Annotated in this window: 15 protein-coding genes; 14 read left to right on the forward strand and 1 reads right to left on the reverse strand. The window is 41.6% G+C overall.

Annotation, left to right across the window (positions count from 1 at the left end):
- Positions 1–118: 118 nt before the first annotated feature.
- From SPD53_RS05690 to SPD53_RS05715, 6 genes are all read left to right on the forward strand, one after another.
- On the forward strand, positions 119–982 hold the full coding sequence (locus SPD53_RS05690; protein ID WP_336251904.1) for an MBL fold metallo-hydrolase: 864 nt from the start codon (positions 119–121) through the stop codon (positions 980–982).
- A gap of 153 nt (positions 983–1,135) precedes the next feature.
- Positions 1,136–1,999 carry a putative RNA methyltransferase gene (locus SPD53_RS05695; RefSeq protein WP_336251905.1) on the forward strand — a complete coding sequence of 288 codons (864 nt, stop codon included), beginning with the start codon at positions 1,136–1,138 and terminating at the stop codon, positions 1,997–1,999.
- A gap of 20 nt (positions 2,000–2,019) precedes the next feature.
- Positions 2,020–2,451: a VOC family protein gene (locus tag SPD53_RS05700; protein WP_336251984.1), complete on the forward strand. Its 432-nt coding sequence runs from the start codon at positions 2,020–2,022 to the stop codon at positions 2,449–2,451.
- A 158-nt stretch (positions 2,452–2,609) separates the two neighbouring features.
- A complete protein-coding gene (locus SPD53_RS05705; RefSeq protein ID WP_336251906.1) occupies positions 2,610–3,260 on the forward strand; it encodes a B3/B4 domain-containing protein in 651 nt (216 codons plus the stop codon).
- Between the two features lie 359 nt (positions 3,261–3,619).
- The gene (gene arcC / locus SPD53_RS05710) at positions 3,620–4,576 is read left to right on the forward strand and encodes a carbamate kinase (protein WP_336251907.1); all 957 of its coding nucleotides are present in this window, start codon (positions 3,620–3,622) and stop codon (positions 4,574–4,576) included.
- A 493-nt stretch (positions 4,577–5,069) separates the two neighbouring features.
- Positions 5,070–6,089, forward strand: coding sequence for a DUF1646 family protein (locus SPD53_RS05715; protein WP_156857080.1), 1,020 nt, complete (start codon positions 5,070–5,072; stop codon positions 6,087–6,089).
- A gap of 225 nt (positions 6,090–6,314) precedes the next feature.
- Here the strand turns inward: SPD53_RS05715 and SPD53_RS05720 are convergent, their stop codons facing one another.
- Positions 6,315–8,492, reverse strand: coding sequence for a DNA topoisomerase III (locus SPD53_RS05720; protein WP_336251908.1), 2,178 nt, complete (start codon positions 8,490–8,492; stop codon positions 6,315–6,317).
- A 160-nt stretch (positions 8,493–8,652) separates the two neighbouring features.
- On the opposite strand from SPD53_RS05720, the gene SPD53_RS05725 reads away from it, so the two are divergent.
- The 8 genes from SPD53_RS05725 (at position 8,653) to SPD53_RS05760 (ending at position 16,073) form a co-directional block, all read left to right on the forward strand.
- A complete protein-coding gene (locus SPD53_RS05725) occupies positions 8,653–9,213 on the forward strand; it encodes a hypothetical protein (RefSeq protein WP_336251909.1) in 561 nt (186 codons plus the stop codon).
- A gap of 93 nt (positions 9,214–9,306) precedes the next feature.
- A complete protein-coding gene (locus SPD53_RS05730) occupies positions 9,307–10,587 on the forward strand; it encodes a molybdopterin molybdotransferase MoeA (RefSeq protein WP_336251910.1) in 1,281 nt (426 codons plus the stop codon).
- Positions 10,588–10,711: 124 nt separating this feature from the next.
- The gene (locus SPD53_RS05735; protein WP_336251911.1) at positions 10,712–11,260 is read left to right on the forward strand and encodes a DUF1648 domain-containing protein; all 549 of its coding nucleotides are present in this window, start codon (positions 10,712–10,714) and stop codon (positions 11,258–11,260) included.
- A 179-nt stretch (positions 11,261–11,439) separates the two neighbouring features.
- Positions 11,440–12,318, forward strand: a complete 879-nt coding sequence (gene htpX, locus SPD53_RS05740) for a protease HtpX (protein WP_336251912.1) — start codon at positions 11,440–11,442, stop codon at positions 12,316–12,318.
- A gap of 302 nt (positions 12,319–12,620) precedes the next feature.
- On the forward strand, positions 12,621–12,938 hold the full coding sequence (locus SPD53_RS05745) for a PadR family transcriptional regulator (RefSeq protein ID WP_336251913.1): 318 nt from the start codon (positions 12,621–12,623) through the stop codon (positions 12,936–12,938).
- A gap of 3 nt (positions 12,939–12,941) precedes the next feature.
- Positions 12,942–13,502, forward strand: a complete 561-nt coding sequence (locus tag SPD53_RS05750) for an HAAS signaling domain-containing protein (protein ID WP_156857114.1) — start codon at positions 12,942–12,944, stop codon at positions 13,500–13,502.
- Positions 13,495–14,295 (forward strand): DUF4097 family beta strand repeat-containing protein, encoded by an 801-nt coding sequence (locus SPD53_RS05755; RefSeq protein ID WP_336251914.1) that lies wholly within the window; start codon positions 13,495–13,497, stop codon positions 14,293–14,295. The genes SPD53_RS05750 and SPD53_RS05755 overlap by 8 nt, the downstream gene beginning before the upstream one ends.
- Before the next feature lie 41 nt (positions 14,296–14,336).
- A complete protein-coding gene (locus SPD53_RS05760) occupies positions 14,337–16,073 on the forward strand; it encodes an ABC transporter ATP-binding protein (RefSeq protein ID WP_336251915.1) in 1,737 nt (578 codons plus the stop codon).
- Positions 16,074–16,091 lie beyond the last annotated feature (18 nt).

Here is a 16,091-nt window from a genome sequence, read left to right on the forward strand (position 1 = left end):
GTTTCTTTTAGCTTATAAAGGTATCGTCACTATACATAATTTTTTTGTCTGCACAAATAATAATCATGGCGGTTTCGAGTAGCGAGAAACCGGAACATTTCAGGAGAGTGGTGGTTTGATGAGCGGTTATCGCAAAAATGATATGTACGATGCGATGGAGAATAAATTTCTTCCCATGTATTCCATAGCAAGCGGAGTGGGAGTTAAAGTTCTACCTGATCTATATTGTTATACAAACCAGATCGTAAATATTTGTTTGGTCGGTGACAGTGCGGATGATTTTGTATTGATTGATACCGGGATGCCTGAATCATCAGGCCGTATAATCGAGGCAATAGAAGAGCGTTTCGGTGCGGACAGTAAGCCGAAAGCAATTATTTTGACACATGGGCATTTTGACCATGTTGGGGCTGTTGTTGATTTAGTAGAGAAATGGGATGTGAAAGTATATGCCCACGAGAAGGAGTTGCCCTTTTTAACAGGTAAACAAAGCTATCCGGATCCGGACGGGACGGTGGAGGGTGGGCTTGTTGCAAAAATGTCACCTATGTTCCCAACGGACCCTGTAGATTTAGGCAGTCATGTAGAAGCCTTACCTTCAGACGGTACAGTTCCACATATGCCGGAATGGAGATGGGTGCATACTCCAGGTCACGCACCGGGACAAATTGCACTGTTCCGGGAAGAAGATCGCGCACTTATTGCAGCAGATACCTTTGTCACGGTGAAACAAGAATCCTTATATAAGGTAATGACGCAAGAATTGGAAATCAATGGCCCTCCAAGATATTTAACGACGGATTGGAATGCAGCGTGGGAATCTGTGAAAAAGCTTCAAGAATTAAATCCTTCTGTCGCAGTGACGGGTCATGGAGTCCCTGTTGAGGGACAGGAACTAACAGAAGGACTGGCGCGTTTAGTGAGTGACTTTGATAAAATTGCGATACCTGATTACGGAAGATATGTGGATGGTGAACATTAGAAGTTGTTTGACAGTAAAAAGTCTTTATCATTATAATAACCTTGAAACCCCCGCGTTTAAACCCGCGGGTTTTCAAGTTCAAAAAATATGTTAGGACAGGTTCAACGTGAACTAAATTTAGAAAATGATTGCCGTTCTATAGGAGGAGTATGATTGTCCCGTAAAGAAAATGCTGCGTTATTATTAAATGAGCATGAGAATATATTTATTTGCCCAGTATGTGGTGGAAAGGTAGAAGTTGTAGATCATAAAAGTATGATTTGTTCGAATCGGCATACGTTTGACTTTGCCAAGCAAGGGTATATCAATATGCTGACTCGTTCAATGAAGGTTAATTATGACAAGGAATTATTTGCGGCTAGGCAGCGCATCATCATGAAGCATAATTTATACGATCCCTTACATAGACGATTGTTAGAAGTAATCCAAGCAGAAACTGAACGTCATTCACGTGTCCTTCTGCTTGACGCGGGAGCTGGAGAGGGGTCCCATTTAACGAAAATTTTAGATCAAAAGGAAGGATCAGTGACTGGAATTGGCATCGATATTTCCAAAGAAGGGATTCGGCTCGCCGCAAGTAAATGTGATACGGTGATGTGGCTTGTTGGTGATTTGGCAAACATACCGATTAAGAATGATGCCCTTCATGCCATTATAAATATATTGTCTCCAGCGAATTATCAGGAATTTAAACGGGTATTAGCAGAGAATGGATTAATGATCAAAGTGGTCCCAGGTAAGAACTATTTAATTGAACTGCGTGAGGCGATTTTAGATGAGCGAAAGCATTCCTTTACGAATGAAGAGACGATTTCACTTTTCAAGCAGCATTTTTCTGATGTGAAGACGGAGGAACTGACATATACAAAGGCGCTAAACAAATCGGAACTCAATGATCTAATTAAAATGTCACCTCTTTCTTGGAATGCAGACAAAGAATCGATTAATAATTTACGAAAACGGGAACAATTTGAAATAACGATTGATTTATCTATTTTAATTGGTAAGAACAGATAAGAAGGAGTGGGTGTAGTATGATTGGCGGCGTAGAAATTGATATGGTCGTGACAGATAGTCTGAAGGCATTGGAGTTGTATGAAAAGGTTTTTGATGTGGAACCGATTGAAATATCTGATTTTCCAAAAGGAGAGAATGAGGTTGTCTTCAGTCTCTATGACGTCCACTTTCATATGTTGGATGAAAATCCGACCTTCGAGTTGAAAGCCCCGACACCGGATGATCCGCGGACAATCTGGTTTAATGTATTAGTTGAAGATATTCAAGCAACATATAAGAAAGCATTGGAAGCGGGCTGTACTGAAATACAGCCAGTGACTGAACTCCCGGATTACGGTATCACCAATGCCATATTTATTGATCCATACGGGTACCAATGGATGATTCATCAGATGAAACAGGAAGTTATTCATGATGAAAGCCTGGATTTCTGGGAAGAAGAACAATTTTAAGAATACACATCGGGACATTGGGGTCAGAGCAACTGTCCCACTTTTGGTGGGACAGTTGCTCTGACCCCTTGTCCCGGTCCTGAAACTTATGGCAATATAAGAACTAGAGGTAAAAATGGGACAAAGGCTCTGACCCTCTGTCCCAATAGGGGGGTGAGATGGTGAGGGTTTTGATTCCTGGGACAATGCTTGGGGTTGTTCGTTATGTAGTTGATGTGAAGAAGAGTGATGAGAGGTTACTTAGCTATTTTGATAAGACAGTAAAGGAGATTGGCTCGCGCTATGAGATGAGCGAGATTGCAGAGATTCCTCATATTCGGGAGACGCGGGAAGCTTACAAAGCTTTAGGAAAATCTCCTTCTCAGTACCGTAATGCGGCTGAAGCGATGCTGCGCCGGATTGTGAAAGGAAATGGCTTATATAAAATCAATAATGTAGTGGAAATCAATAATTTAATTTCCATTCGCTCTGGATATTCTGTTGGTTCTTATGATAAACATGCTCTTAAAGGAGAGATTGAATTGCGTCCGGCTCCAACAGGTGAACGCTATGAAGGGATTGGAAAATCTAATCTTAATATTGAAAACCTGCCCGTGTTATTTGATGAAGAGGGAGCCTTTGGCAATCCTACGAGCGATAGTAAACGGGCAATGATTCAGGAGGGAAAGCGGGAGGTTATGAGTGTAATCTATGCTTTCCACCTGGAACAAGAAGAATTGGAAAAGTGGTTAGCGGAATATCGAAAGTTACTTGAGCAGTTTACAGATGCAACAGCAATCCAGACGGAAACTATTATGACAAGTAAATAAAAAATTAAAAAGAGAGGTTCTAAAGATTAACCTCTCTTTCTTTGTCCACTTAACGGATATCATTTTCCACACATCTTATGACTTAGATTGTATTGATTCAAGAGCTTGTGGATTTTTTGTTTGAAACATTTCCACCTTCGCACTTCCATTCCAACCAACTATTCCTTTTCCATAAAAAATCCAAAAAAATATTAAGCATGAAGGGAATTTATGATATTCTATATCTTAAAGGAAAAATCCTCTGACAAAATTCGGGGTATAAACTAAAATCAATTAGCATGGTCAATGGGTCACAGTTCGGATTTTGATACATAAGTTTTTTATCCTGCTTGGTCTCTTGGCGTTAAGGAGGAAACACAATGGGAGAAAGAATCGTTATTGCGTTAGGTGGAAATGCAATTTTACAACCAGGGCAAGAAGCAACCTTTGAAACACAATTTGAAAATGTCTGTAAAAGTGCAGAGGTCATTGCACGGATTATTAATAAAGGACATACGGTCGTCGTTACGCACGGGAATGGTCCCCAGGTAGGTAACATTTTGAGGCAGAATGAGGAAGCAAAGCATGTTGTTCCATCCATGCCACTCGTTATCTGCAGTGCGGAATCCCAAGGATTTATAGGTTATATGCTTGAACAGGCATTAAGAAACGAACTGCTAAAATTAAATAATGAAACTCCGGTTACAGTCATGTTAACCCAGACGGAAGTTTCAATTGATGATCCAGACTTCCACGATCCATCTAAACCAGTTGGTGTCTTCTATTCGGAAGAGGAAGCGAAACAGTTAAGCGCGGACAAAGGCTGGACGGTAAAAGAAGATGCGGGAAGAGGTTGGAGAAGAGTGGTAGCCTCACCAGAACCGAAGTCGATTATCGGATCTAATACGATCCAGCAATTATCGGAAATGGGAACAATCGTCGTTGCGAGTGGTGGCGGTGGTGTTCCTGTTGTAAAAAAAGACGATGGAACGTATGAAGGGATCGATGCTGTTATCGATAAAGATCGCAGCGCCTTTAAGTTAGCAGAAGAAATCAATGCAGATTTGTTCATGATTTTAACGGATGTAGAGAATGTATATATCAATTACGGGAAACCTAATCAAGAAATACTTACCGAAGTTACGTTGGAAGAAGCGAATAAATATGTAAGTGAAGGACACTTCTCAGCAGGCAGCATGGGGCCTAAAATGGAAGCAGCAATCAAATTCGCCCAAACCGGAAAACGCGCCATCATCTGCTCCCTTGATCAAGCCGACCAAGCTATGCAAGGAAAAATAGGAACACATATAATACCAAAAGCGCAAGCACGCGTTTAGGAGCGACTGAACTGGACCGCGGTGCAGGAAGATAAAGGAAACACGCCGAACGCAGAGAGGCGATGTTGACTTATCGACCGGAAGCGCGGGAAGTACAGTCGGCTCCTGCGTGCTTAAGCTAGACGAACCAAAAACGCAAGCACGCGTTTAGGAGCGCGCGGTAGCTCCGAATGATTATAGGGCAAGAATTAGGGCCTTTCGTGCATAAAGATACGTTTTTCGAATAAATTTATAGTTTGCCCTTTATTTTTTGGACGAAGTAAGTTAAACTATTAGTAACCAAAAAGTTGATAAGAGCACCACCAAGGAGGAGTCTGTCACCAAGGGCGTAGTATGCCCATTTCAGACTCCTATTTGTGTTATTAAAATAAGTGATTAGGGGGGAGCTGGGCTAGGTTTGTATGACGTGAGTTCGTCATTTAGCAGGTTACATATAAGATGTGCAAGAAGTAGATAGAAAACTATTGGAATTATGTGAAAAGGGGAGTTCTTCATGATTGTAGGATTAATCATTATTTTGCTTTTAGTTCTATTTCTGCCATTTACAAAATTGGTGGAAAAAAATCTGGAAATATTCCTGTTTATTATGGGGGTAGCTTCTGTACTCGTTAGTCAAGTCTTGGATTGGCCACTCATTAAAGAAGCATTGGTACACCCGATTAACATTACGATAGCTGTTTTAATAGCAGGTCTTTTGTTCCGCTGGTTTAAAGGTCCAATTGAGAAAGGGACACTTTCAATCAGTAAAGCGATGCCATATCGTGTTTTCATTGCATTGTTTGTTATTATTTTAGGTCTTATTTCCAGTATTATTACAGCGATTGTTGCCGCAATTATTCTTGCTTCGATTGTCGCTATTTTACGACTGGATCGTAAATCGGAAATTCGACTTGTTATTTTAGCTTGTTTTGCGATTGGTCTTGGTGCTGCACTGACACCAATTGGTGAACCGTTATCAACTATTACAGTTGGCAAACTTAATGAAGATTTCTTTTATCTTCTAAGACTGGTCGGTTCTTCTGTTATTCCATTTGTTGTACTTTTTGGTATTGCAGCAGCGTTTGCCGTCAAAGTTCCTGGTGAGTACGACGGATCAGGCTCAGCAGATGACTCAGAGGCTGAATCTTACTCGGAAATTGTTATCCGAAGTGCGAAGATTTACTTATTTGTTATGGCTTTAACATTTTTAGGTGCTGGATTTGAGCCGTTTATTGAAAAATATTTACTTGGTTTAAGTCCGTTGATCTTGTACTGGATTAACATCTTATCAGCGATTTTGGATAACGCTACATTAGCGGCTGCAGAAATTAGCCCTGCAATGGATGGATCGACAATCCGAGCTATTTTAATGGGGCTGATGATTAGTGGTGGAATGCTTATCCCTGGTAATATCCCGAACATCATTGCTGCGGGTAAATTGAAGATTACAAGTCTTGAGTATGCCAAATTTGCTGTACCAGTAGGCTTGGTAGCAATGGTTGGTTACTTCATCATTATGCTATTTACATTTTAATGAATGGAAAAAGATAACGTATATTTACGGACTGTATATCCCCCAACCTTGACATTTTGGTTTACCCTTTTGTTTAGAGACGGGGGTATTACAGACCGTTAATACGTGATAAAACCCCGTTTTGGAAAAATCCAATACGGGGTTTTGTAGTGCAGTGGGACAAATGCACTGACCCCTTGTCCCGATTGTAGTGTGACTGGGGAAGGCGCTGTTGTGCCAGTTGTGCTATTTTTTATTTTTAAGTTTTGCGAGTTGTTCAGCGAGGGCGTTATTTTTAAAGCCGTCGTCCTGGTTTTTAAGATATTTGTTGACATCTCGTTTCGATACATTATGTTTTTTCTCTTGTTGCTTTCTTTTGTTGAAGGTGGAAAGTTTTTCCCGGTGACCACAAGAACAGGTGAAGATTTGACCTTCGCCTTCCCCGCGCAGTTCCAAGCGTTTATGGCAATTCGGGCAGCGGGCATTGGTGCGTTTTGCGATGTTCTTCTTATGTCCGCAGGAACGGTCTTGACAGACGAGCATGCGACCGTGTTTGTTCCTCACTTCAAGCATTAATTTACCGCAATCCGGACATTTCGTTCCGGTAATATTATCATGTTTGAATGTTGCATCCTTCGCTTTAATTTCCTGAATAATTTCTTTTGTATAATCTTTGATCTCTGCGATGAATTTATTTTTATTCAGCTTTCCGTCAGCAATAAGACTCAGCTTCTGTTCCCATTCAGCGGTTAGAGCAGGGGAGCGTAAATCTTCCGGTGCAAGATCAAGCAATTGTTTTCCTTTCGGCGTAATGAAAATGTGCTTACCTCTTAATTCCATATATTCACTGTTAAAGAGTTTATCGATAATATCCGCACGTGTTGCGACAGTACCGATCCCACCTGATTTCTGTAACGTGCCGGCAAGATGTTTTTCATTTGCGTCCATATAACGGACGGGATTTTCCATCGCTTGTAACAAGGCGCCTTCGGTAAATCGTTCCGGTGGCTTTGTTTCACCGTTCGTTAGATTGAGGGTGAAATTTGTGAATGTGTCCCCTTGTTTTACATTTGGAAGGGATTGATTATCAAAATCTTCCTCATCAAAGTTCCGGTCGTAAAGTGTTCTCCAGCCTTGGTTTTTAATGATTCTCCCGTTTGCTGTAAAAGCTTCTCCGGAAATCCTAGCATGAATTGTTGTTTGTTCATATTCATAAGGGTCCATTAAAACAGCTAAAAAACGTTTGACGACTAAATCATAAATGCGGCGTTCTTTTGCATCGAGATTAGACAAATAGACCGGCTCTTCAGTAGGGATTATGGCGTGGTGGTCACTTACTTTCGAGTTATCCACGACAGACTTCGGGAGCTTTTTAATCCCTTTTCTAAGAATCATCTGAGCCTCTCGGACATATTGGTCAATTCCACATGCTTCGAGCCGCTCGCTCAATGTTGGGACAATATCCGTTGAGATTACTCTTGAATCGGTTCTTGGGTAGGTTAACACTTTATGACGCTCGTAAAGGCTTTGCATAATTGACAAGGTTTGTTTACCAGAAAATCCGAATAGTCGGTTTGCGTCTCGCTGCAACTCGGTTAAATCATAAAGTTGCGGAGCATATTTTTTCTTGGCAGCCTTATCGATTCGTTCAATCGTCAGTGTTTCACCTTTTAAGGATTGGAACAGTTTGTCTGCTTTTTCTTTTTGGAAAATACGGGAATTATTCTTGTCATCCCGCCACGTATACGTGACTCCACCGGTAACTTTCGCTTGCAGACCGTAGTAGGTTTTCGGTTTAAATTCATTGATTTCTTTTTCCCTTGCCGCAACCATGCCAAGTGTTGGTGTCTGTACCCGTCCTGTGGATAGCTGAGCATTGAATTTCGTTGTAAGTGCACGGGTTGCGTTCAGGCCAACATACCAATCTGCTTCAGAGCGGGCAACAGCGGAGGCGTAAAGGTTTTTATATTTATCACCTGGCTGCAGTTTCTTGAATCCGTCACGAATCGCTTTATCTGTGACAGAGGAAATCCATAATCTTTTAATTGGTTTTTTGACTCTTGCTTTATCGATGATCCAGCGGGCAACAAGTTCACCCTCGCGCCCAGCATCCGTTGCAATAACGATGTCCTTCACATCTTTCCGGTTCAACTGGCTTTTAACGGATTGGAACTGTTTTCCAGTTTTCTTAATTACAACTAATTTCAAATGGGGTGGAAGCATTGGAAGATCATCTAGCTTCCATGTTTTATATTTATCATCATACACTTCCGGATCGGCGAGCGTAATTAAATGACCGAGGGCCCAAGTTACAATATAATTGGGTCCTTCAAGGTACCCATTCCCTTTTTTATTACATTGCAGAACACGAGCGATATCGCGTCCGACAGAAGGTTTTTCAGCTAGTACTACTGTTTTACTCATTTGTACAATCCTTTCTTCTCGTAAAAGATGTCTCTTTCTACTTTAACATATATACGCGTGGTTGGTTACTTATGATGTTAGCTAAGAATGAAACCTATTTCGGCTTATAACCGTCTTACTATGTAATGTATTTTAATTTTACAGGGGAGGGGCTTGCTTGATGAAAATGAGAGTTGTGTTACTATGCTTCCTTTTTATACTCGCAGGCTGCGGGGCAGCTAATGAAGTGACAAATGAAGGGTTAGAGGGCTATGAAGTTAAACAAACGTTTGATGAAACGATAGAAGACAATTTTGTGTTCCGGCTTGTAAGTGGCAAGGAGGAATATGAAGCGGGCGAAGAAGTGGAATTATATGGAGAAATTATATATATCGGTGAAGGTGAAGTCGAGATTGCCCATGCTTCTTCAGCGGTATTATTTGAGATCAAGGAACAGGTACGGGACTATGAACTTCCGTTTGCTGTGCAGGATATTCATATAGAGACGAAGCTTGCAGCTGGGGAGCCGTACCGGGAGAAGTATGTAAAGCAAGGAGTCTTTTCTTTTGAAGATGATGGTGAGCAGTATGCGGGATTTATTGAAGATTTTAAAAAACGGCGTGATTTTCCACCTGGATATTATACGGTGACCGCTACTACAGCGTTCTCTGATGGGACCATTCAAAGGGAACTTGAGGCAAAGGTTGATTTTAAAGTATGGGCGGAAGAGGAAGAAGAGTGAACGAAAAATGGGACAGATGCTCTGACCCCCTGTCCCACGCTTGGAGGTAGTTTCATTGCGTATGCTATAATTATAGGAAACGGGGGTGTCGGAATGTTTGAAAGAAAGTCGATTCAATTACAGGAAGCGGTTACAAGATTGACGAAGTTTGCAAATCCGGGTGAAATGGAATACCTCTCTCCACTTGATGCAACCGGTTTTTATCTGGCGGAGGACTTAGTTGCCGATCACCCGGTTCCACCGTTTGACCGCTCGCCCTATGACGGATTTGCTATACGTTCAAGCGATACTGCTCGAGCAACAACCCATAATCCGAGTGTGCTCAAGGTTGTGGGAGAAATTGGTGCGGGGCAAGTATTTTCTGGAACGGTTGGGGAAAAAGAAGCTGTCCGCATTATGACCGGTGCGGCAATTCCTGATGGCTGTGACGCAGTTATTATGATTGAAGCTGTGAGAGAAATCAAAATAGACGATAATCCTCATATACAAGTTCGGAGACCAATGAAGGCGAACAAAAATATATCTTTTACTGGGGAAGATGTGCAGCAAGGGACGGTTGTTGCTGAAGCTGGAAAGTATATAAATCCGGGTGTTATTGCGTTGCTTGCGACATTCGGTTACACGCAAGTTCCCGTTAGAAAGAGGCCGGCGACAGGTATTCTCGTTACGGGAAGTGAATTGTTGGATTTGGATGACCCACTAGAGCCAGGGAAAATAAGAAATAGTAACGGCTACATGATTCATTCTCAAGCACTCCGGGCTGGGGCAGAACCAATTTATCTTGGGAAACTAAGCGATGACTTGGAAACGAACTTTGAAAGTATCACAACAAACTTGAAGAAGGTGGATATCCTGATTACCACAGGTGGAGTTTCTGTAGGTGATTATGATTTTATGCCGGAGATTTTCAATCGACTCGGTGCCAATGTGCTCTTTAATAAGATCGGAATGCGTCCGGGAAGTGTGACGACAGTGGCGGAAAAGAACGGGAAGCTTATCTTTGCCTTGTCAGGGAATCCATCTGCCTGTTACGTCGGCTTTGAACTCCTCGCGCGTCCATTCATCCGTGCGGTTTTAGGTGCTAGGCACCCTTTCTCACCGCGAACAACGGCTATTCTTGGGGCGGACTTTCTAAAAAAGAATCCGTTTGACCGTTTCGTACGTGGCAAGCTCGAGCTGAAGCATGGAACGCTCTTTGCTACTCCGAGCGGGTTGGATAAATCAGGTGTTGTCTCTTCTCTTGCTGAAGCGGACTGCTTGATTGTTTTCTTAAAGGGAAGGAAAGAATCAAAGAAGGGAGAGCAGGTAGAAGTAATCTTACTGGATTCTAAAGAAAGTATTTCAATGGAAGATTTTTTCGCGGATAAAGGATGAGAGACAGATGAAAGTTTCACTTATGCTAAATGAAAGGGATCAACAGTTCCTTTGCATCCATGAATCTCGATCGGGCTCTATTTCGTATTATAATTGGATATATACATGAGGGAAGGTTGATTTCATGTGGAGAAATATTCGGCAGTATTATTCGCCTGTACTTGATCTACTGACATTCATCGTGATGTTCAGCATGATAACTTATGTTTCTATTTCTTATAGCAAGCTGCCGACGGAGATTCCCATTCATTTTAATATGGCTGGAGAAGCGGATGGCTGGGGACATAAGGGTACTTTATTCGGCTTGATATTGCTTAACTTCCATACCGTTCTGCTTTGCTTTGTGTTGAATTATTATTTAATCATTCGTTCGGATAAAGCAGACAGTCTGCAATTCATGAATATTCCCTTTTTGAAAAAGGAAGAGCTAACGGAAGGTGAGAGCCATACCGTTAAACGAAATACTGCAAGAATGCTAGCAGTTTCTAACTTGGCAATCAGTCTGACGTTTGCGAGTGTTTACTACGATATTATTCAAAATGGGCTAGGGAAAGAAAATGGGCTTGGTTTCGGTGTAGAAGTGATGATTATTCTCGTATTCTTTCCCTTTATCTACTATACTTTGAAAATTTATCGCAACCTAAAAATTGGTCCATTCAGGAACCGCACTTGAATGGACCGTTCAATTTGATAAGGCGTCACGTATGCTGTATTTCCCCTTCTCTAGCTTTGCCAATCTATTATTACTTGTATGGCGGGAAAAAGCTGCTTAAATCTGTACTTCCTGCTTGTAGCATCACGTGATACCTTATATAATTGAGAAAAGAAAATCAAAGATAAAGGGTGTGGAAGATGGGGAAGCGGATTTTTTACTTCTTACTTACGAACGTTTTAGTCCTACTTACAATTAGTATAATCGTTAACTTAATACCAGGTGGATTGAATTATTTAAATACAACAGGTGGAATTGATTTCGGTACACTACTTATCTTAAGTGCGATTATCGGGTTTACCGGTTCCATTATTTCTCTGTTAATCTCGCGCTGGATGGCAAAGAGAATGATGGGTGTTCGGATTATCAATCCTGATCAACCGGTTACTCAATATGAACAGGAACTTGTTGAAAGAGTTCATCGTTTATCACGAGCTGCAGGCTTAACCAATATGCCTGAGGTTGGGATTTATGATTCACCAGAAGTGAATGCTTTTGCGACCGGACCATCAAAGAAACGTTCACTTGTCGCTGTTTCAACCGGTTTATTGGAAGAAATGGATGATGTTGCGATCGAGGGTGTGCTTGCTCATGAGGTCGCTCATATAGCAAACGGAGATATGGTGACAATGACCCTGCTTCAAGGCGTCGTTAACACATTTGTCGTTTTTCTTGCTCGGATTGCGGCTTTTATCGCATCGCGCTTTGCAAGAGAAGAAATTGCTCCGATCGTCCATTTTATTGCGATTATTGTTTTCCAGCTAGTGTTTTCTATTTTAGGAAGTCTTGTTGTCTTCGCTTACTCCCGCCACAGAGAATTTCATGCGGACCGGGGCGGGGCTGATCTTGCAGGGAAAGATAAAATGAGACATGCGCTAGAGTCATTGCGCGCTTACAGTGACCGCATTAAAACAGAAGAAGATACTTCGATTGCCACGCTCAAAATTAATGGCAAGAAAAAATCGAACATCTTCTCGACCCATCCGGATTTGGAAGAAAGAATAAGACGTTTGCAATAATTAGAGTGGCACGTTCAGAAAAACTGAATGTGCCATTTTTTATTTGTTCACCATATTGGTTAAAGTAGAGCCATGACATGATCAAGTTCAGTTATATGAGCAGTTTACCTGGTCTTGTCTTGGCTTTTTCTTCGTTCTGTTTTGCTAAGTCTCAAGTTGTATGCGGAAATCATGCTTCAGGTCTAGTGACAGGTGAAAAGGGAAATGCTATACTTTAATTGCTATTATTTGTTGAACAGTAACATATACAATATAGTATTATATAATATATAATACCTAAATACATCAAGGGAGTGAGCGGGTTGAATGTACAGTTTAAAAAGGGTGTGCTGGAACTATGTGTGCTCGTTCTTTTAGATAAGAAAGAGCAATATGGCTATGAACTTGTACAACATATTTCTCGTCATATAGAACTATCGGAAGGTGCGGTATATCCTTTGTTAAGGCGCTTTACAAAGGAAGGTTACACAACAACATATTTACAAGAGTCATCAGAAGGGCCACCTCGGAAGTATTATAAGTTAACGAAAGAAGGTAATAAGTATCTTCAGGAATTACTTGAGGAATGGTGGATGTTTACGGAAGGTGTTAATTACCTAATAGATGGAAAGGGGATATAAATGATGGATAAGAGACAATTTTTAAGCAAGTTGGAGAAAGCAATTCTAACACTTCCACGAAATGAACGGGATGATATTTTGTATGATTACGAGGAATATTTTTCAAATGGACTTGCCGATGGTAAAACAGAAGAAGAAATCAGTTCTTCACTCGGTTCACCAGAACAGCTCGGGAAAGAACTTTCTGCGGTATATTATGTGGACGCTGTTCAGGAAAGTGGTACGACAAGAAATTTCTTCCGCGCATTTTGGGCAGTCATCTCGTTAAGTTTCTTTAATCTGTTGATTGTTGCAGGTCCACTCATCGCACTTGCGTCTCTGTTATTTGCGGGCTGGGTTGTTGCGGTATCCTTCTCACTTACTCTAGTCGGTGTTCTGATTAACACACTTATTTATCCCGAGATATTCGAGCCATTCAATATATTCATTTCCATCGGACTAACAGGGGCAGGATTATTAATTGGAATCTGTATGTACGCCGTTACGGGATGGATGAAGCATTGGTTTGTGAAATATTTTCAATTTAACGTCAGAATGGTGAAGGGTGGAATGAAGTATGCTTAATCGCAGAAGAATCGCATTCATTGCGGTAGTACTGTTGGTAATTGGCTTTGGCGGGGCATTGTTCACGTATCCATCTCTTAGTGCTGGCGAAACGGTTGAAGAGGAAAGGACCTTCACAGATACCATTTCAGATGTCGTAATTGAGACGGATAATTCGACCATTGAAATCGTACCGACAACTGACAACGTGACAAAGGTTGAATTTATAAAGAATACGAAAAATAATTCTCGTTATCGTTACAAGGCGGAAGTGGAAGACGGGATACTTCAAGTGACTATAAAGGAGAAAGTTCTTCAGTTCTTTAGTTTCGACTTTTCGCTGAAATCAGCGGTGACAAGAGTTTACTTGCCGGAAAAGGATTATGATTCCTTGAAAGCAAAAACTGCGAACGGGAAAGTAAGGATTGAAAATCTTAACAGTGATATCATTTCTGCCGAATCGACAAATGGTAAGATGTCTTTAGAGAATCTTAATACACAAACCGCGACAATTCAGTCTGAAAATGGGAAAATAAGTGCAGTGAATATATCGGGAGAACTAAAGGCTGAAGTCACAAATGGTACGATCAATGTAGAGGCAAAAAGCTTAGATCATCCGGTTGACCTCGAATCAGTGAATGGTAAGGTCAATGTTCAAGTAGAGGAAGAACCTGATAATGCAGAGATTATTGTTGAAGTGGTCAACGGAGAAGCAATTATCTTTGGGAGTAGTAGCCGGTATCGTACGTTTGGAGATGGGGAAAATCTTATTAAGATCCAGACGGTAAATGGAAAAGTAGTCGTGGATCATTAAAAATTTCCTCCGTGATTTTCTAACAATTGAGGAGAATGCAGATGAAAGAGAAACAATCAGGAATCAAACCATTTATAGAACTAATCCTATCAACGAAGATTTCAAAGTGGGCACTTGTGGCAGGATTAATCGGAAGTATGCTGACGATGCTTGTGAACCTTGCCATTCCGCTCCTAACAAGGAAGCTGGTTGATGGATTTACATTGGAGGCACTTAGTACGACACTAATTATTACAATCTTAGTCGTTTTTATTCTCCAGGCGGTTATAGATGGATTATCGACTTATATTTTAGCTGCAGTCGGTCAGCGGATTGTCGCTCGATTACGGGAAAAGATGTGGTTTAAGCTGCTTCGTTTGCCAGTCCGTTATTTTGATAAAACACCGAGCGGCGAATCGGTAAGCCGGGTCGTAAATGATACGGGAATAGTAAAAGATTTAATCTCCAACCATTTTCCGCAGTTTATCACGGGTACCATTACGATTATTGGAGCGATTGTTATTCTGCTTATTATGGATTGGAAGATGACCTTACTTATGCTGCTTGCAGTTCCGATAACATTCTTGATTATGATGCCGCTCGGTTCAAGGATGGCGAAGATTTCAAAAAAGATGCAGGATGAAACGGCGACATTCACCGGAAATATCCAGCAGACGTTAGGTGAAGTCCGCTTAATGAAATCATCCACCGCGGAAGAAGTGGAGGAAAACCAAGGTAAATCAGGGATTCGTAAATTGTACAGCTTAGGGTTAAGAGAAGCGAAAGTATTTGCTTTGATAGGCCCGCTAATTTATACGATTATGATGTTTGTCATTGTCGTGATTATCGGGTATGGCGGTATCCGTGTCTCGGAGGGTACGATGTCAACAGGTTCGCTCGTTGCTTTTCTACTTTATCTTTTTCAAATCATCTTTCCGATTACATCGTTTGCGATGTTTTTCACAGAACTTCAAAAGGCAAAAGGTGCGACGGAGCGGATTATTGCAATTCTGGACTTGGAAGAAGAGGAAGGACAGGTTGGCATCACGAGGGATATTAGTACGCAATCAATTTACGTTGATGACGTTTCCTTTGGATATGACGAAGGAGAAGTGGTGCTAGCGGATGTCACGTTTGAAGCACATCCAGGAGAGATGATCGCTTTTGCTGGTCCGAGTGGCGGTGGGAAAACGACGTTATTCGGCTTGCTTGAGCGTTTCTATGAACCAGTTCGCGGTGAGATTCGAATTGGGAATACCCCGATTCGTGAGCTTTCCCTAGCATCTTGGCGGGGACAGATCGGTTATGTATCCCAGGAAAGTGCAATGATGGCTGGAACAATCCGTGATAATCTCACCTATGGCTTGGATAATGCGGAGAAAATTCCGGATGATCGTTTATGGCGGGTCGCAGAGATGGCTTATGCGGCGACGTTCATTCGTAGCTTTCCAGATGGTCTTGCTACGGAAGTCGGGGAGCGCGGAGTAAAGCTCTCCGGAGGGCAAAGGCAGCGGATTAATATTGCGCGTGCTTTCCTGCGCGATCCAAAAATTTTGATGCTTGACGAAGCAACTGCAAGCTTGGATAGTCAGTCGGAACACGCTGTTCAGCAGGCTCTTTCCCGTCTGATGGAGGGGCGCACAACCTTTGTGATTGCCCACAGGTTATCAACTATTGTCAACGCCGATAAAATTATTTTTATTGAAAAAGGAAAAATAACCGGTTTGGGCACCCATGAAGAGTTGATTGCAACTCATGATTTATACCGTAAATTTGCTGAACAGCAATTGAATGAATAAGCGTAGACCAGCTAAGAA

The organism is Oceanobacillus sp. MO10714A, from assembly GCF_037072045.1.
GTDB lineage: Bacteria > Bacillota > Bacilli > Bacillales > Amphibacillaceae > Oceanobacillus > Oceanobacillus indicireducens.

What these genes read in the sequence shown, in the direction of transcription:
- SPD53_RS05690 (WP_336251904.1), top strand. Translation starts at nt 119, where the DNA reads ATGAGCGGTTATCGCAAAAATGATATGTACGATGCGATGGAGAATAAA.
- SPD53_RS05705 (WP_336251906.1), top strand. Translation starts at nt 2,610, where the DNA reads ATGGTGAGGGTTTTGATTCCTGGGACAATGCTTGGGGTTGTTCGTTAT.
- arcC (WP_336251907.1), top strand. Translation starts at nt 3,620, where the DNA reads ATGGGAGAAAGAATCGTTATTGCGTTAGGTGGAAATGCAATTTTACAA.
- SPD53_RS05715 (WP_156857080.1), top strand. Translation starts at nt 5,070, where the DNA reads ATGATTGTAGGATTAATCATTATTTTGCTTTTAGTTCTATTTCTGCCA.
- SPD53_RS05720 (WP_336251908.1), bottom strand. Translation starts at nt 8,492, where the DNA reads ATGAGTAAAACAGTAGTACTAGCTGAAAAACCTTCTGTCGGACGCGAT.
- SPD53_RS05725 (WP_336251909.1), top strand. Translation starts at nt 8,653, where the DNA reads ATGAAAATGAGAGTTGTGTTACTATGCTTCCTTTTTATACTCGCAGGC.
- SPD53_RS05730 (WP_336251910.1), top strand. Translation starts at nt 9,307, where the DNA reads ATGTTTGAAAGAAAGTCGATTCAATTACAGGAAGCGGTTACAAGATTG.
- SPD53_RS05735 (WP_336251911.1), top strand. Translation starts at nt 10,712, where the DNA reads ATGTGGAGAAATATTCGGCAGTATTATTCGCCTGTACTTGATCTACTG.
- htpX (WP_336251912.1), top strand. Translation starts at nt 11,440, where the DNA reads ATGGGGAAGCGGATTTTTTACTTCTTACTTACGAACGTTTTAGTCCTA.
- SPD53_RS05750 (WP_156857114.1), top strand. Translation starts at nt 12,942, where the DNA reads ATGGATAAGAGACAATTTTTAAGCAAGTTGGAGAAAGCAATTCTAACA.
- SPD53_RS05755 (WP_336251914.1), top strand. Translation starts at nt 13,495, where the DNA reads ATGCTTAATCGCAGAAGAATCGCATTCATTGCGGTAGTACTGTTGGTA.
- SPD53_RS05760 (WP_336251915.1), top strand. Translation starts at nt 14,337, where the DNA reads ATGAAAGAGAAACAATCAGGAATCAAACCATTTATAGAACTAATCCTA.